Annotated in this window: 16 protein-coding genes; 8 read left to right on the top strand and 8 right to left on the bottom strand. The window is 56.0% G+C overall.

Annotated features, from left to right (window positions below):
* Positions 1 to 55: 55 nt before the first annotated feature.
* From tdcA to RS584_RS20175, 7 genes are all read left to right on the top strand, one after another.
* The gene (tdcA, locus tag RS584_RS20205; protein WP_006812085.1) at positions 56 to 976 is read left to right on the top strand and encodes a transcriptional regulator TdcA; all 921 of its coding nucleotides are present in this window, start codon (positions 56 to 58) and stop codon (positions 974 to 976) included.
* A gap of 96 nt (positions 977 to 1,072) precedes the next feature.
* Complete coding sequence (tdcB, locus tag RS584_RS20200) at positions 1,073 to 2,062, top strand: bifunctional threonine ammonia-lyase/L-serine ammonia-lyase TdcB (protein ID WP_023304478.1); 990 nt, start codon at positions 1,073 to 1,075, stop codon at positions 2,060 to 2,062.
* Positions 2,063 to 2,072: 10 nt separating this feature from the next.
* A complete protein-coding gene (gene tdcC / locus RS584_RS20195) occupies positions 2,073 to 3,404 on the top strand; it encodes a threonine/serine transporter TdcC (RefSeq protein WP_315748545.1) in 1,332 nt (443 codons plus the stop codon).
* Positions 3,405 to 3,434: 30 nt separating this feature from the next.
* Positions 3,435 to 4,643, top strand: a complete 1,209-nt coding sequence (gene tdcD / locus RS584_RS20190) for a propionate kinase (RefSeq protein WP_045344033.1) — start codon at positions 3,435 to 3,437, stop codon at positions 4,641 to 4,643.
* Positions 4,644 to 4,658: 15 nt separating this feature from the next.
* Positions 4,659 to 6,953, top strand: a complete 2,295-nt coding sequence (gene pflB, locus RS584_RS20185; RefSeq protein WP_315748544.1) for a formate C-acetyltransferase — start codon at positions 4,659 to 4,661, stop codon at positions 6,951 to 6,953.
* A gap of 273 nt (positions 6,954 to 7,226) precedes the next feature.
* A complete protein-coding gene (locus RS584_RS20180; RefSeq protein ID WP_017693942.1) occupies positions 7,227 to 8,558 on the top strand; it encodes an amino acid permease in 1,332 nt (443 codons plus the stop codon).
* Positions 8,559 to 8,578: 20 nt separating this feature from the next.
* Positions 8,579 to 9,880, top strand: a complete 1,302-nt coding sequence (locus tag RS584_RS20175) for a serine dehydratase subunit alpha family protein (protein WP_126766432.1) — start codon at positions 8,579 to 8,581, stop codon at positions 9,878 to 9,880.
* A gap of 103 nt (positions 9,881 to 9,983) precedes the next feature.
* Here the strand turns inward: RS584_RS20175 and RS584_RS20170 are convergent, their stop codons facing one another.
* Positions 9,984 to 10,685 (bottom strand): pirin family protein, encoded by a 702-nt coding sequence (locus RS584_RS20170; protein ID WP_017382430.1) that lies wholly within the window; start codon positions 10,683 to 10,685, stop codon positions 9,984 to 9,986.
* Between the two features lie 104 nt (positions 10,686 to 10,789).
* Here RS584_RS20170 and yhaJ point away from each other — a divergent pair, with 104 nt between their 5' ends.
* Positions 10,790 to 11,692 carry a DNA-binding transcriptional regulator YhaJ gene (gene yhaJ, locus RS584_RS20165; protein WP_003862655.1) on the top strand — a complete coding sequence of 301 codons (903 nt, stop codon included), beginning with the start codon at positions 10,790 to 10,792 and terminating at the stop codon, positions 11,690 to 11,692.
* A gap of 38 nt (positions 11,693 to 11,730) precedes the next feature.
* Here yhaJ and RS584_RS20160 read toward each other — a convergent pair whose 3' ends face one another.
* From RS584_RS20160 to RS584_RS20130, 7 genes are all read right to left on the bottom strand, one after another.
* The gene (locus RS584_RS20160) at positions 11,731 to 12,096 is read right to left on the bottom strand and encodes a DUF805 domain-containing protein (RefSeq protein WP_015571946.1); all 366 of its coding nucleotides are present in this window, start codon (positions 12,094 to 12,096) and stop codon (positions 11,731 to 11,733) included.
* Between the two features lie 106 nt (positions 12,097 to 12,202).
* Positions 12,203 to 13,189: a glutathione S-transferase family protein gene (locus RS584_RS20155; RefSeq protein WP_017382429.1), complete on the bottom strand. Its 987-nt coding sequence runs from the start codon at positions 13,187 to 13,189 to the stop codon at positions 12,203 to 12,205.
* A 72-nt stretch (positions 13,190 to 13,261) separates the two neighbouring features.
* Positions 13,262 to 13,654 carry a DoxX family protein gene (locus RS584_RS20150; RefSeq protein ID WP_006812075.1) on the bottom strand — a complete coding sequence of 131 codons (393 nt, stop codon included), beginning with the start codon at positions 13,652 to 13,654 and terminating at the stop codon, positions 13,262 to 13,264.
* Positions 13,655 to 13,859: 205 nt separating this feature from the next.
* Positions 13,860 to 14,156, bottom strand: coding sequence for a YqjK-like family protein (locus RS584_RS20145; RefSeq protein WP_003862649.1), 297 nt, complete (start codon positions 14,154 to 14,156; stop codon positions 13,860 to 13,862).
* On the bottom strand, positions 14,153 to 14,551 hold the full coding sequence (locus RS584_RS20140; protein WP_315748543.1) for a phage holin family protein: 399 nt from the start codon (positions 14,549 to 14,551) through the stop codon (positions 14,153 to 14,155). Before RS584_RS20140 ends, RS584_RS20145 begins: the two co-directional genes overlap by 4 nt.
* Before the next feature lie 2 nt (positions 14,552 to 14,553).
* Positions 14,554 to 14,859, bottom strand: coding sequence for a YqjD family protein (locus tag RS584_RS20135; RefSeq protein WP_003862645.1), 306 nt, complete (start codon positions 14,857 to 14,859; stop codon positions 14,554 to 14,556).
* Between the two features lie 29 nt (positions 14,860 to 14,888).
* Positions 14,889 to 15,257 carry a DUF1090 domain-containing protein gene (locus RS584_RS20130; RefSeq protein WP_017382428.1) on the bottom strand — a complete coding sequence of 123 codons (369 nt, stop codon included), beginning with the start codon at positions 15,255 to 15,257 and terminating at the stop codon, positions 14,889 to 14,891.
* Positions 15,258 to 15,342 lie beyond the last annotated feature (85 nt).

Here is a 15,342-nt window from a genome sequence, read left to right as displayed (position 1 = left end):
TGAAACAATATTGGGTAGAATCCGCTGCGTCATAGGGAAATAAGCGCAGAATATTATGAATACTATTATTCTACCGAAAACACAGCACCTCGTGGTATTTCAGGAAGTCATCAAAAGTGGCTCCATAGGTTCTGCTGCAAGACAACTGGGGCTGACGCAACCTGCCGTCAGCAAAATCATCAGCGACATCGAATCCTACTTTGGGGTGGAAGTGATGGTGCGTAAGAACACCGGCGTAAAACTCACTGCCGCCGGTCAGGTGCTGCTGTCCTACGCTGAGTCGATCACCCGCGAAATGAAAAACATGGTGAGCGAGATCAACAGCCTCAGTTTCAGTACCGTCATGGACGTCTCTTTTGGCTATCCGTCGCTGATTGGCTTCACCTTCCTGTCCGGGATGATCAAAAAATTCAAGGAAGTGTTCCCGAAAGCGCGCGTCTCAATGTATGAAGCGCAGCTCTCTTCATTCCTGCCCGCCATTCGCGATGGCCGGCTGGATTTCGCCATCGGCACGCTGAGCGACGGGATGCAGCTTCAGGATCTTCACGTTGAGCCACTGTTTGAATCCGAGTTTGTGCTGGTGGCGAGTAAATCACGAACGTGCACCGGCCCGACCAGACTGGCATCGCTCACGCACGAGCAGTGGGTGATGCCGCAAACCGATATGGGCTACTACAACGAACTCCTGACCACCCTGCAAGACAACCACATCAGCATTGAAAACATCGTCCAGACCGATTCCGTCGTCACCATCTATAACCTTGTCCTCAATGCCGATTACCTGACGGTGATCCCCCGTGACATGATTGCGCCATTCGGCTCGGACCAGTTTATTGTTCTGCCGGTGGAAGATGAATTACCCGTGGCGCGTTATGCCGCCGTGTGGTCAAAAAATTACAGTATTAAAAAATCGGCGTCAGTATTAGTTGAACTGGCAAAACAATATTCGTCGATGAATATCGAAAAACGACGATAGAAATAATGATGATTTAAAACACCCGGAGCGACGCTTTTTAACGCTCTGATACCCTGACTTTGCCTGAAAACAATGAATTATTATAACGAGGATATTATGCACATTACTTACGATCTCCCGGTGACCATTGAAGATATTCAGGACGCCAGAAAAAGACTGGCGGGAAAGATCTATAAAACCGGTATGCCGCGCTCGAATTATCTGAGCGAACGGTGTAAGGGTGAGATATTCCTGAAATTTGAAAATATGCAGCGTACCGGTTCGTTTAAAATACGTGGGGCATTTAATAAATTAAGCTCGCTGACTGATGCGGAAAAACGCAAGGGCGTGGTGGCCTGTTCCGCAGGGAACCACGCGCAGGGGGTCTCTCTCTCCTGCGCCATGCTCGGCATCGACGGCAAAGTGGTCATGCCGATGGGCGCGCCGAAATCCAAGGTTGCCGCCACGCGCGACTACTCCGCCGAAGTGGTGCTGCACGGCGAGAACTTTAACGACACCATCGCCAAAGTGAGCGAAATCGTCGAGATGGAAGGGCGCATATTTATCCCGCCTTACGACGATCCGAAAGTCATTGCCGGCCAGGGCACAATCGGCCTGGAAATCCTCGAAGATTTATATGACGTGGATAACGTGATTGTCCCCATCGGCGGCGGCGGTTTAATTGCCGGTATTGCGACAGCAATTAAATCCATCAACCCAACTATCAATATTATCGGCGTGCAGTCTGAAAATGTGCACGGAATGGCGGCATCGTATCAGGCCGGAGAAATAACCAGTCATCGTGTTACCGGCACATTAGCTGACGGCTGCGACGTGTCTCGCCCAGGTAATTTAACCTTCGAAATCGTTCGTGAATTAGTCGATGACATTGTGCTGGTCAGTGAAGACGAGATTCGCAACAGCATGATCGCGCTTATTCAGCGAAATAAAGTGGTCACGGAAGGTGCCGGTGCGCTGGCGTGCGCGGCGTTATTAAGCGGCAAGCTGGACCACTATATTCAGGGCCGAAAAACCGTCTGCATTATTTCCGGCGGCAATATCGATCTCTCCCGTGTTTCCCAAATTACCGGCTTCGTTGACGCATAAAGGATGACTTATGAGCAACACAGAAAGCATTATCGTTGGCCAGACAAAAACGTCCACCTGGCGTAAATCGGATACCACCTGGACGCTCGGCCTGTTTGGTACCGCCATTGGCGCAGGCGTGCTGTTCTTCCCCATCCGCGCAGGCTTTGGCGGCCTGATCCCTATCCTGCTGATGCTGGTACTCGCGTTCCCGATTGCGTTTTACTGCCACCGCGCGCTGGCGCGTCTGTGTTTGTCCGGCAGTAACGTCTCCGGCAACATCACCGAAACGGTGGAGGAGCATTTTGGTAAGACCGGCGGGGTGGTGATCACCTTCCTCTACTTCTTTGCCATTTGCCCGCTGCTGTGGATTTACGGCGTCACCATTACCAACACCTTTATGACCTTCTGGGAAAACCAGCTCCAGATGCCCGCCCTGAACCGCGGCGTGGTGGCGCTGTTCCTGCTGCTGCTGATGGCCTTTGTTATCTGGTTCGGTAAAGACCTGATGGTGAAGGTGATGAGCTATCTGGTGTTCCCGTTCATCGCCAGCCTGGTGTTGATTTCTCTCTCGCTGATCCCGTACTGGAACTCGGCGGTGATCGACCAGGTTAACCTGAGCGATATCGCCTTCACCGGTCATGACGGCATTCTGGTCACGGTGTGGCTGGGGATCTCCATCATGGTCTTCTCCTTCAACTTCTCGCCTATCGTCTCCTCGTTTGTGGTCTCCAAGCGCGAAGAGTACGAACCGGAGTTCGGGAAAGAGTTTACCGAGCAGAAATGTTCCAAAATCATTGGTCGCGCCAGCCTGCTGATGGTGGCGGTGGTGATGTTCTTCGCCTTTAGCTGCCTGTTTACGCTCTCTCCGCAGAACATGGCGGACGCCAAAGCGCAGAACATTCCGGTGCTCTCTTACCTGGCGAACCACTTCGCGTCGATGTCAGGCAGTAAAACCACGTTCGCCACGGTGCTGGAATACGGCGCCTCCATCATCGCGCTGGTCGCTATCTTTAAATCCTTCTTCGGCCACTATCTGGGCACGCTGGAGGGGCTGAACGGTCTGATCCTCAAGTTCGGTTACAAGGGCGACAAGAAGAAAGTCTCCGTGGGCAAGCTGAACACCATCAGCATGGTCTTCATCATGGGCTCCACCTGGATTGTGGCCTACGCCAACCCGAACATCCTGGACCTTATTGAAGCCATGGGCGCGCCAATTATCGCCTCTCTGCTGTGCCTGCTGCCGATGTACGCCATCCGCAAGGCGCCTGCGCTGGCGAAATATAAAGGCCGGACCGAGAACATCTTCGTAACCGTGGTCGGCCTGCTGACCATTCTGAACATCGTGTACAAACTGTTTTAAACCAAAGCTCAGGAAGAGCGGAGCCATACCATGATTGAGTTTCCGGTAGTACTGGTCATTAACTGCGGATCGTCCTCTGTTAAGTTCTCGGTGCTGGACGCCGCAGGCTGCGATGCCCTGATGACGGGCATTGCGGACGGCATCAACACAGAAAAAGCCTTTATTTCCGTGAATGGGGGTGAGCCGGTCAGACTGGCTCACCAGGACTACGAAGGGGCGCTGGCCGCCATCGCCCTGGAGCTGGAGAAACGCAACCTGATGGGCAGCGTGGCCTTGATTGGCCATCGCATTGCCCACGGCGGCGACCTCTTCAGCGAGTCGACCCTGATCACGGAAGAGGTGATGGCGCAGATCCGCGAGGTCTCCCCGCTGGCGCCGCTGCATAACTACGCCAACCTGAGCGGCGTGGAAGCCGCCGGGCGCCTGTTCCCCGGCGTGCAGCAGGTGGCGGTATTTGATACCAGCTTCCACCAGACCATGGCGCCGCAGGCGTATCTGTACGGCTTGCCGTACCGCTATTTTGAAGAGCTGGGCGTGCGCCGCTACGGTTTCCACGGCACCTCTCACCGCTACGTGTCGGCGCAGGCGCACGCGCTTCTCGGGCTCTCTCCCGATGACAGCGGCCTGGTGATTGCCCATCTCGGCAACGGGGCGTCCATCTGCGCGGTGCGTAACGGCGTAAGCGTGGACACGTCCATGGGGATGACGCCGCTTGAAGGACTGGTGATGGGCACGCGCTGCGGCGACGTGGATTTTGGCGCGATGGCGTGGATTGCCCGGCAGACCGGCCAGTCGTTCGAGGATCTGGAGCGCGTGGTCAACAAAGAGTCCGGGCTGCTGGGGATCTCTGGCATCTCCTCCGATTTGCGCGCGCTGGAGAAAGCCTGGCATGACGGCAACGAGCGGGCGCGGCTGGCAATAAAGACCTTTGTCCACCGGATTGCGCGACATATCGCCGGTCATGCCGCGTCCCTGCACCGTCTGGATGGCGTGGTGTTTACCGGCGGGATCGGTGAGAACTCCGTGCTTATCCGCGCGCTGGTGGTGGAGCATCTTAAGGTGTTTGGCATCATCCTCGACGAGTCCAAAAATGCCCTGCCGGGCAGCGCGGGCGAGCGCGTGATCTCTACCGAGTCGTCCCGCGCGGCCTGCGCGGTGATCCCTACCAATGAAGAAAAAATGATCGCACTGGATGCCCTCCGTCTTGGGAAGGTTACTCCGGCTGCGGCTTACGCCTGATAAAGCGAGAATCTGATGAAAGTAACAATCGATACGGGCGTCGCGCCTTACAGCGACGCATGGGCCGGGTTTCGCGGTGAAGAATGGAAAAACGCCATTAACGTGCGCGATTTTATTCAGCATAACTACACCCCTTATGAAGGCGATGAAGCTTTCCTCGCGCAGGCGACGCCAGCAACGACGGCGCTGTGGCAGAAGGTGATGGTCGGCATTCGTCAGGAGAATGCTACTCACGCCCCGGTGGATTTTGACACCAACATCGCCACTACTATTACCGCGCACGGGCCGGGCTATATTGATCAGGAGCTGGAGACGATCGTTGGCCTGCAAACCGACAAGCCGCTCAAGCGCGCCCTGCATCCGTACGGCGGGATCAACATGATCCGCAGCTCGTTCGAAGCCTACGGTCGCGAGATGGATCCGCAGTTTGAATATCTCTTCACAGACCTGCGCAAAACCCACAACCAGGGCGTGTTTGACGTTTACTCCCCGGAGATGATGCGCTGCCGCAAATCGGGGGTGCTGACCGGTCTGCCGGACGGCTACGGGCGCGGACGCATCATCGGCGACTACCGTCGCGTGGCGCTGTACGGCATCAGCTATCTGGTGCGCGAGCGTGAACTTCAGTTCGCCGATCTCCAGGGGAAACTGGAGCGCGGAGAAGATCTGGAGGCCACGATCCGCCTGCGCGAGGAGCTGGCGGAGCATAAACGTGCGTTGCTCCAGATCCAGCAGATGGCGGCGAACTATGGCTTTGATATTTCACGTCCGGCGATGAATGCGCAGGAAGCGGTGCAGTGGGTCTACTTTGCCTACCTTGCCGCAGTGAAATCCCAGAACGGCGGGGCGATGTCGCTGGGGCGCACGGCCTCGTTCCTTGATATCTACATTGAACGCGACATGCAGGCAGGAAGGCTGAATGAGGTGCAGGCCCAGGAGCTGATCGACCACTTCATCATGAAGATCCGCATGGTACGCTTCCTGCGCACGCCGGAGTTCGACACGCTCTTCTCCGGCGATCCGATCTGGGCCACGGAAGTGATTGGCGGCATGGGGCTGGATGGCCGTACGCTGGTGACCAAAAACAGCTTCCGCTACCTGCATACCCTGCACACCATGGGGCCTGCGCCGGAGCCAAACCTGACGATCCTCTGGTCCGAACAACTGCCGATCGCGTTCAAGAAATACGCCGCGCAGGTGTCGATCGTCACCTCCTCGCTGCAATACGAGAACGACGATCTGATGCGCGCCGACTTCAACAGCGACGACTACGCCATTGCCTGCTGCGTCAGCCCGATGGTGATCGGCAAGCAGATGCAGTTCTTCGGCGCACGCGCCAACCTGGCGAAAACGCTGCTGTATGCAATCAACGGCGGGGTGGATGAGAAGCTGAAGATCCAGGTGGGGCCGAAAACCGAGCCGCTGCTGGATGAGGTACTGGATTACGACACCGTAATGGCGAGCCTCGATCACTTCATGGACTGGCTGGCGGTGCAGTACATCAGCGCGCTGAATCTCATTCACTATATGCATGATAAATACAGCTACGAAGCCTCGCTGATGGCGCTGCACGACCGGGACGTCTACCGCACCATGGCCTGCGGCATTGCCGGGCTGTCGGTGGCGGCGGATTCCCTGTCGGCCATCAAATACGCCACGGTAAAACCGGTGCGCGACCACACTGGTCTGGCGATCGATTTCGTCATCGAAGGCGACTATCCGCAGTACGGCAACAACGACGATCGCGTGGACAGTATCGCCTGCGATCTGGTTGAGCGCTTTATGAAGAAAATCCAGGCGCTGCCGACGTACCGCAACGCGGTACCGACGCAGTCGATCCTGACCATCACCTCCAACGTGGTTTACGGGCAGAAGACCGGCAACACGCCGGACGGACGTCGCGGCGGCACGCCGTTTGCGCCTGGCGCCAACCCGATGCACGGGCGCGACAGAAAAGGGGCGGTGGCGTCGTTAACCTCGGTCGCCAAGCTGCCGTTCACCTATGCCAAAGACGGGATCTCCTACACCTTCTCCATCGTGCCGCAGGCACTGGGCAAGGACGAACCGGTGCGCAAAACCAACCTTGTCGGGCTGCTGGACGGATACTTCCACCACGAAGCGACCATTGAGGGCGGGCAACACCTGAACGTCAACGTGATGAACCGGGAGATGCTGCTGGATGCCATTGCCCATCCGGAGAACTATCCGAACCTGACGATCCGCGTTTCAGGCTATGCGGTGCGGTTTAACGCCCTGACGCGCGAGCAGCAGCAGGACGTGATTTCGAGGACGTTTACGCAGGCGATGTAATACAGGCTTCATCTTCAGCCTCCTCAAATGAGGAGGCTTTTAATTTTGTGAACGCCGTCAATTTTAGAAAACTTACTCTCCTTTCTGCTATCCGAAGTAATATTATTCTCTCGCTTTAGAAAATCCCTATAAAAGTTGTGACTTTTTTCTCTCGCGCTCCGGATATGATCTTCCCATATCAATAACTCACACCTGCACCCTCTGACTCGCAATCGCTGGCGATCGGAACCTTATAAAAACAACCAGTTACCCTACAAAATAAGCGAGTGCCCAATGAATATGGCAACAAACAGCAGTGTGATTGTGAGTGATTCCCCTGCGGCAAGGCGGGCGGGAATGAGCGAAAGCGAATGGCGAGAGGCGATCAAGTTCGACAGCACCGATACGGGCTGGGTCATCATGAGTATCGGGATGGCTATCGGCGCGGGCATCGTTTTTCTTCCTGTGCAGGTTGGATTAATGGGGCTGTGGGTGTTTTTACTCTCGTCGATAATTGGTTATCCGGCTATGTACCTGTTCCAGCGCCTGTTTATTAATACGCTGGCGGAATCACCGGAATGCAAAGATTACCCGAGCGTCATTAGCGGTTATTTAGGTAAAAACTGGGGCATCTTATTGGGTGCGCTTTATTTCGTGATGCTGGTGATCTGGATGTTTGTCTATTCCACGGCTATCACCAACGACAGCGCATCCTACCTGCACACCTTCGGCGTAACCGACGGTTTGCTGTCGGAAAATCCGTTCTACGGCTTATTCCTGATCTGCATTCTGGTCGCCATTTCGTCGCGCGGTGAAAAACTGCTGTTTAAAGTCTCCAGCCTGATGGTGCTGACCAAATTATTTGTGGTTGCGGCGCTGGGGCTTTCGATGATTGGCCTCTGGCATTTAGCCAACGTCGGTATGCTGCCGCCGATGGGCCTGCTGATTAAAAATGCCATTATTACGCTGCCTTTCACCTTAACCTCCATTCTGTTTATTCAGACATTGAGCCCGATGGTGATTTCCTATCGTTCACGGGAAAAATCCGTAGAGGTGGCGCGTCATAAGGCGCTGCGGGCAATGAATATCGCTTTTGGCGTGCTGTTTGTGACGGTCTTTTTCTACGCGGTCTCCTTTACGCTGGCGATGGGGCACGACGAGGCGGTAAAAGCCTACGAGCAGAATATTTCCGCCCTGGCAATCGCAGCACAGTTCATCAGCGGTGACGGTGCGGGCTGGGTCAAAATCGTCAGCGTGATCCTCAACATTTTTGCCGTGATGACCGCGTTCTTTGGCGTCTATCTCGGCTTTCGTGAGGCGACGCAGGGCATCGTGATGAACATCCTGCGCCGCAAAATGCCGGCGGAGAAAATCAATGAAAGCACCGTCCAGCGCGGGATTATGCTGTTCGCTATCCTGCTTGCCTGGAGCGCGATTGTGTTAAACGCGCCGGTGCTGAGCTTCACCTCCATCTGTAGCCCTATTTTCGGGATGGTGGGTTGCTTAATTCCGGCGTGGCTGGTCTACAAAGTGCCCGCACTTCATAAATATAAAGGCGTATCGCTGGTGATTATTGTGATTACCGGGCTGCTGCTTTGTGTTTCTCCTTTCCTCGCCTTCTCATGAGGTTAAATAAGGTCGTAACGATGTCTGAGCAAATTAATCCTTTATGGAACCATTTTATTCGCGCTGTGCAGGAAGAGGTAAAGCCTGCGCTGGGCTGTACCGAACCCGTCTCGCTGGCGCTGGCGTGCGCGATGGCTGCCGGACAGCTTGACGGTGAGGTGACGCGTATCGAGGCGTGGGTATCGCCGAACCTGATGAAAAACGGGCTTGGCGTAACGGTGCCCGGCACCGGTATGGTCGGTTTACCCATCGCGGCCGCGCTGGGGGCGACAGGCGGTAATGCACACGCCGGGCTGGAGGTGTTGAAAGACGCGTCGGCCGAGGCGCTAACGCGCGCCAAAGCACTGCTGAACGCGGGTCTGGTGCAGGTTAAATTGCAGGAGCCGTGCGAGGAGATCCTCTATTCACGCGCCTGCGTTTACGTCGGTGAATCCTCGGCGATGGTGACCATCGCTGGCGGGCACACTCGCGTGGTGGAGGTAGTTTGTCAGGGCGAAACGCGCTTCAGGCTTGACGATCGTCAGAGCCAGAACAACGACGATCCGCTGGCGGTACTCTCGACCACCACGCTGTCGCAGATCCTTGAGTTTGTAGAGCAGGTGCCGTTTGACGCGATCCGCTTTATCCTCGATGCGGGGCGGCTGAACGATGCGCTCTCCCGCGAAGGTTTGCGTGGCAACTGGGGGCTGCATATTGGCGCGACGCTCAATAAACAGCGCGCACGCGGCTGGATGGCGCAGGATCTGGGTTCAGACATTATTATCCGCACCAGCGCAGCCTCGGATGCCCGCATGGGAGGCGCGACGCTGCCGGCGATGAGCAACTCGGGTTCCGGGAATCAGGGCATCACCGCCACCATGCCGGTAGTGGTGGTGGCTGAGCACGTTCAGGCCGATGACGAACGGCTGGCGCGGGCGCTGATGCTCTCGCATCTGTCGGCTATCTATATCCACTACCAGCTTCCGCGCTTGTCCGCGTTGTGCGCGGCGACAACGGCCGGAATGGGGGCAGCGGCGGGGATGGCGTGGCTGATGGGCGGATCTTACCAGACCATTGCCATGGCGATCGGCAGTATGATCGGCGACGTGAGCGGGATGATCTGCGATGGGGCCTCTAACAGCTGCGCAATGAAGGTCTCGACCAGCGTCACCAGCGCCTGGAAAGCCGTGATGATGGCGCTGGATGATACTGCGGTGACGGGTAACGAGGGGATTGTGGCGCACGACGTGGAACAGTCTATCTCTAACCTGTGCGCCCTGGCGTGCCGCTCAATGCAGGCGACGGACCGGCAGATCATTGAGATTATGGCGAGTAAGGTGTAAAAATTTCCCCTCACCCCAACCCCTCTCCCCAGAGGGGCGAGGGGCTCGATCGTTCCCTCTCCCCTTTGGGGAGAGGGCCAGGGTGAGGGGCGGGTAGCGTTCTTTACACCGGCAAATCAATCAGCAGCGCGCGCAGCGGCGTATCGGCAACCAGGGTGATATTCGCTTCGTCACGAATAAACGCCCCGTCACCGCAGGTGAGCGCTTCTTTCTCTTCCGTATGCGTGACCGCATGCACCGTTCCGTGAATGGACTGCAAATAGGCACGCGGGCCATGAAGCTGGAAGCTCGCCTGTTCACCTTTTTTCAGTTCGATATGGTGCAGCCACACCTGCTGGCGCAACTGCAAGCTGCCTTTGCTGCCGTCTGGCGAGGCAATCAGCTGCTGTTTACCGCCCTTCAGATCGATTTTTTGCACCAGCGGATTTTCCCGCTCCGGACAGGCATCCAGCCACAGCTGCATGCGGGTCAGCGTTTTATCTTTGCTGAGGTTATGCTCGCTGTAGCTAATACCTGGCTGCGTGGAAATTAACAGCGCCTCGCCAGCCTTCGCCTGGACATGATTGCCCTCGCTATCGCGGTATTCTGCCTCGCCTTCCAGGATCAGGTTCAGGATATCGACTTTAGGGTACGTGCGCGGCTGGAAGGACGCGCCCGGGGCGAGCACTTCCTGATTCAATACGCGCAGTGAAGCGTAACCGAGGAGTTTAGGGTCAAAGTAGTGTCCAAAGGAAAAGGTGTAGCGGGCCTGCAACCAACCGAAATCGGCTTGTCCGCACTGTTTCGCTGTTCTTGTCGTAATCATAAACTTGACCTCTCTTTACACTAAATCAATGGTAAAGGTATGGACGCTGCATTGTTAGCCAGATATTCTGCCTGGTATGTTCAAATTTCCTGAATGAGAACGAGATGGCTAAAGAGAGAGCATTGACGCTTGAGGCGCTTCGCGTCATGGACGCGATTGACAGGCGCGGCAGCTTTGCCGCGGCGGCAGATGAACTGGGGCGCGTTCCGTCTGCGCTGAGCTACACCATGCAAAAGCTGGAAGAGGAGCTGGATGTTGTGCTCTTCGATCGCTCCGGTCATCGAACAAAATTCACCAACGTTGGGCGGATGCTGCTGGAGCGCGGCCGCGTATTGCTGGAAGCGGCGGATAAGCTGACGACCGATGCCGAAGCGCTGGCCCGCGGCTGGGAAACCCATCTGACGCTGGTGACCGAAGCGCTGGTGCCCACCGAGGCGCTGTTCCCGCTGGTGGACAGACTGGCCGCGAAAGCCAATACCCAGCTGTCGATCATCACCGAGGTGCTGGCCGGGGCGTGGGAGCGTCTTGAGACGGGCAGGGCGGATATCGTGATTGCGCCGGACATGCATTTCCGCTCATCGTCAGAAATCAATTCGCGCAAACTGTACAGCGTGATGAACGTCTACGTCGCCGCCCCGGATCACCCTATCCATCAGGAGCCGGAGCCGCTCTCTGAGGTCACGCGCGTGAAATACCGCGGCGTGGCGGTCGCGGATACCGCCCGAGAGCGCCCGGTGTTAACGGTACAGTTGCTGGATAAACAGCCGCGACTGACGGTAACGTCGCTGGAAGATAAGCGACAGGCGCTCCTGGCGGGGCTGGGCGTGGCGACTATGCCGTACCCGTTTGTCGAAAAGGACATTGCAGAAGGGCGGCTGCGCGTCGTCAGCCCGGAATACACCAGCGAAGTGGATATCATTATGGCGTGGCGTCGCGACAGCATGGGCGAAGCCAAATCGTGGTGTTTGCGTGAAATTCCAAAGCTCTTTGCCCACCACAACAAATAAGCGTAGGCCCGGTAAGCGTAAGCGCCACCGGGCAGAATTTACGCGCTTGCCTTAGGATCCGGACCAAAGCGGTTTTCGCCCGGCGTCCCGCTCTGACAGTTGAAAATCAAAATCACGATCCAGCCGATAAGCGGGATCAACAGCAACAGCAGCCACCACGCCGAACGATCGGTGTCGTGGAGACGACGAAACAGTACGGCCCATGAAGGCAGCAGAACTAACACACCATAAATGGTGGTGAGAATGCCTTCACCCCCCTCGCGTTCCCAGCCGAGGATCTTGTCCACAATGCCCAGCACCATAATCAGGACGAAGTTCACCAGAACGAACATCCAGTACTCTTTACGGCGGGCACGGCCACCAAATCCAACGTAGTTGCGCAGTACTTTTAAATACCAGTCCATTTTTCCTTGCCTCTTAATCAGTCAATCACTTGTTTTCTAAGCGATCGAGGTAAGGATAGATGTATGCTGTGAATTAAAAAAGGGAATCAATTGATTCCCTAAATAATTATCCGAAACGCACGTCGCGCCCGTGCGGTTCATCCAGGTCCTGCCACGGGCCAATGGAGATAATGCCCGTTGGGTTGATGGTCTTATGACTGCGGAAATAGTGGGTGCGAATATGGTCAAAATTGACCGTCTCCGCAATCCCCGGCATCTGATAGATGTCGCGCAGGAAACCGTGCAGGTTCAGGTAATCACTGATGCGATGCTTGTCGCACTTGAAGTGGGTGACATATACCGGATCAAAGCGGATCAGCGTCGTCCACAGGCGGATGTCTGCTTCGGTGAGGCGATCGCCCGCTAAATAACGATGCTGGCCGAGGATCTGCTCCAGGCGCTCCAGGGATCCAAACACGTTGCCGACCGCTTCGTCGTACGCTTCCTGACTGGTGGCAAAGCCCGCTTTGTAGACGCCGTTGTTGACGTTGTCGTAGATCCAGCCGTTCAGCTCGTCAATTTTCTCGCGCAGCTCAACCGGGTAGTAATCCCCGGCGCGTGCACCGTGAGCGTCAAACGCGGTATTGAACATGCGAATGATTTCAGCGGATTCATTGCTGACGATCGTCTGGTTTTTCTTGTCCCACAGCACAGGCACCGTTACGCGTCCGGTGTAGTGCGGATCGGCGCGCAGATAGAGCTGATACAGGAAATCGTGATGATAAAGCTCATCACCCGTCGCGGCCGGGAAGCCACTGTCGAACGTCCAGCCGTTTTCCAGCATCAGCGGGTTGACCACCGAAACCGGAATTAACGATTCGAGACCTTTAAGTTTGCGCACAATCAGCGTGCGGTGCGCCCACGGACAGGCGAGAGAAACATACAGATGATAACGATCTTTTTCCGCCGCAAAGCCCCCTTCGCCACTCGGGCCGGGTGCGCCGTCGGCGGTCAGCCAGTTACGGAAGGCCGAAACAGAGCGCTTAAAGCGTCCACCGGTGGATTTGGTGTCATACCAGACATCCTGCCAGACGCCGTCTACGAGTTGTCCCATTTTTTACTCCTCCGTCAGATAGCAAAAGCGAGGAGATTTCTCCTCGCTTTGAATGTAATCAGTATAGCCTGCTTACCACTTCTTATTCAGAAGACGGTCGATGCTGTAGGCGCCCGGACCCGTGATAGCCAGCAGCAGGAAGCCGCCCGCGATGGTCAGGTTTTTCATGAACATCAGGGAGTTCACGCCTTCCGCAAAGTTGCTGTGGAAGATGAACGCGGTCAGCAGGGTAAAGCCTGCGGTGAACAGCGCCGTGGTGCGGGTCAGGAAACCGAACAGCACTGCCAGGCCGCCGCCGAACTCAAGCAGAATGGTCAGTGGCAGCAGGAACCCCGGCACGCCCATCGCTTCCATATACTGCTGAGTGCCCGCATAGCCGGTAATTTTGCCCCAGCCTGCGGTGATGAACAGAACAGGCATCAGAATACGCGCTACCAGTACACCAACATCTTCTAATTTTTTCATTTTACTCTCCAGGAAACCACATCAGCGGCTAAACGTTATTTGCGTGCAAATTCGGGTAGATACCGCGTCTTTGCTGTCGATGGAGAGGAGTGTAAACGGGGCGGATGGCAAATGTTAGCAAGGAAAACTGTTAATCTTCTTCAAAGATATTGAGTAAGGGAGGGGGTTTTGCCGGGTAAGGCGTAGCCGTCACCCGGCAAGAAGGCTAGCGCAACTGCTGCTGTCGCAGCGTGGTTTTCACCAGACGCCAGGCGCTCCAGGCGCCAAAGCCGCGGCGTGCCCAGCGGATCAGCATGTTAGGATGCCGAACCGACCAGATCGCCATCACGCTGCTGCCGACCAGCGCCCATGAGCGCAGGCTCAGAACCGTGTTCCAGCCACGGTCAAACCGATGCGTGGCTTCAACCCAGTCTCGACGGCTGGCAGACAAATCCAGCCGCTGCTGCTGAATTTGGCTCAACAGATACGCTTTCCGCTTTTGACGTTCGGCTTTGTCGCTCACGACTTATCATCCTCCAGCAGGGCGCGGTCGTTGGCCAGCTCCTGGCGCGTATGGCGCAGGAAGGTCGACGTGCGCGCTTTATGCAGGGTCCAGATACCGCCTATCAGCGCCGCCACCAGCAGAACCACGGTAGTCGCAATCATCGCGTTCAGACGATACTGTGGATCGATAGCCCAGATGATTAACACCATCAGGCTCATCAGACCAAACGCGGCAAAGAGCATCGTAAGCCCAAGCATGAGCAGCATCTGGAAGAGATTCGCTTTCTCCTCCTCCAGCTCCACTACCGCAAGCCGGACGCGCGTTTCGGCAATCCCGACCAGCGTCGTAAGAATACGCTGGCCGATGCCGAGGACGTTTTTAGCAGGCCCTTGTGCGTGACGTGGATCGTCCATAATCAACGACGCGTCAGCAGGACACCCAGCACCACACCCACTGCGGCGCCAATACCCACACCCGTCCATGGATTATCACGTACATATTCGTCTGCGCGCGCTGCCGCTTCGCGGGTCTGTTTCGCCAGCGCATCACCGGTTTCACCCAGACGGTAACGGCTCTCTTTCAGTGCCTGCTCCGCTTTGCTGCGCAGTTTGCTTACTTCTTCTTTCGATTTATCCGCAGAAGAGTTCAGCACCTCTTCCAGCGTGTCCGCCAGGGATTTCAGTTCAGCGCGCAGATTTTCTGAAGTTGTATCTTTTGACATGATTCTCTCCTGTTGAGATTTCCGTTAACTCAATAATCGCGAGCTTCCAGCGCTTTCAGTTCGTCCTGCGCCTCTTGCAACTTCCTCTCGCGCTTGGCAATTTTTTCCGCATCACCTTTCTCTTTCGCTTCCTGTAGGTCTTGACGGCGCTCGGCTATCTCGTCCTTCTGTTCAGCGATTTTTTCCTGATGATCGGCACGCAGCTTGCTGTCCGTACAGTTGTCTTTCACTTCGCTCAACGCTTTTTTCAGCCCGTCGATCCGGTGCTGATTGTTATGCTTTTCGGCATAACTGATTTCGCGTTGGATATCCTGTTCTTTCTCCTGACAAAGAGACATAGCGAAGGAAGCTGTGCTTAAAGAAAAAAGGGCCAGAGCCAGGGTGATGCGGTATTTCATTATAGAAACCTTCCATTGTGTTACGGCGTAAGCCGTGTTCCAGAACTATGCGGAGAACATCTGAGGGGTGCTCCGCGTACTTAAG

This window comes from Enterobacter sp. DTU_2021_1002640_1_SI_PRY_ASU_LCPMC_013 (assembly GCF_032389435.1).
In the GTDB taxonomy this organism is placed as follows: domain Bacteria; phylum Pseudomonadota; class Gammaproteobacteria; order Enterobacterales; family Enterobacteriaceae; genus Enterobacter; species Enterobacter hormaechei_C.
This window is presented reverse-complemented; position numbering and strand designations above follow the sequence as displayed.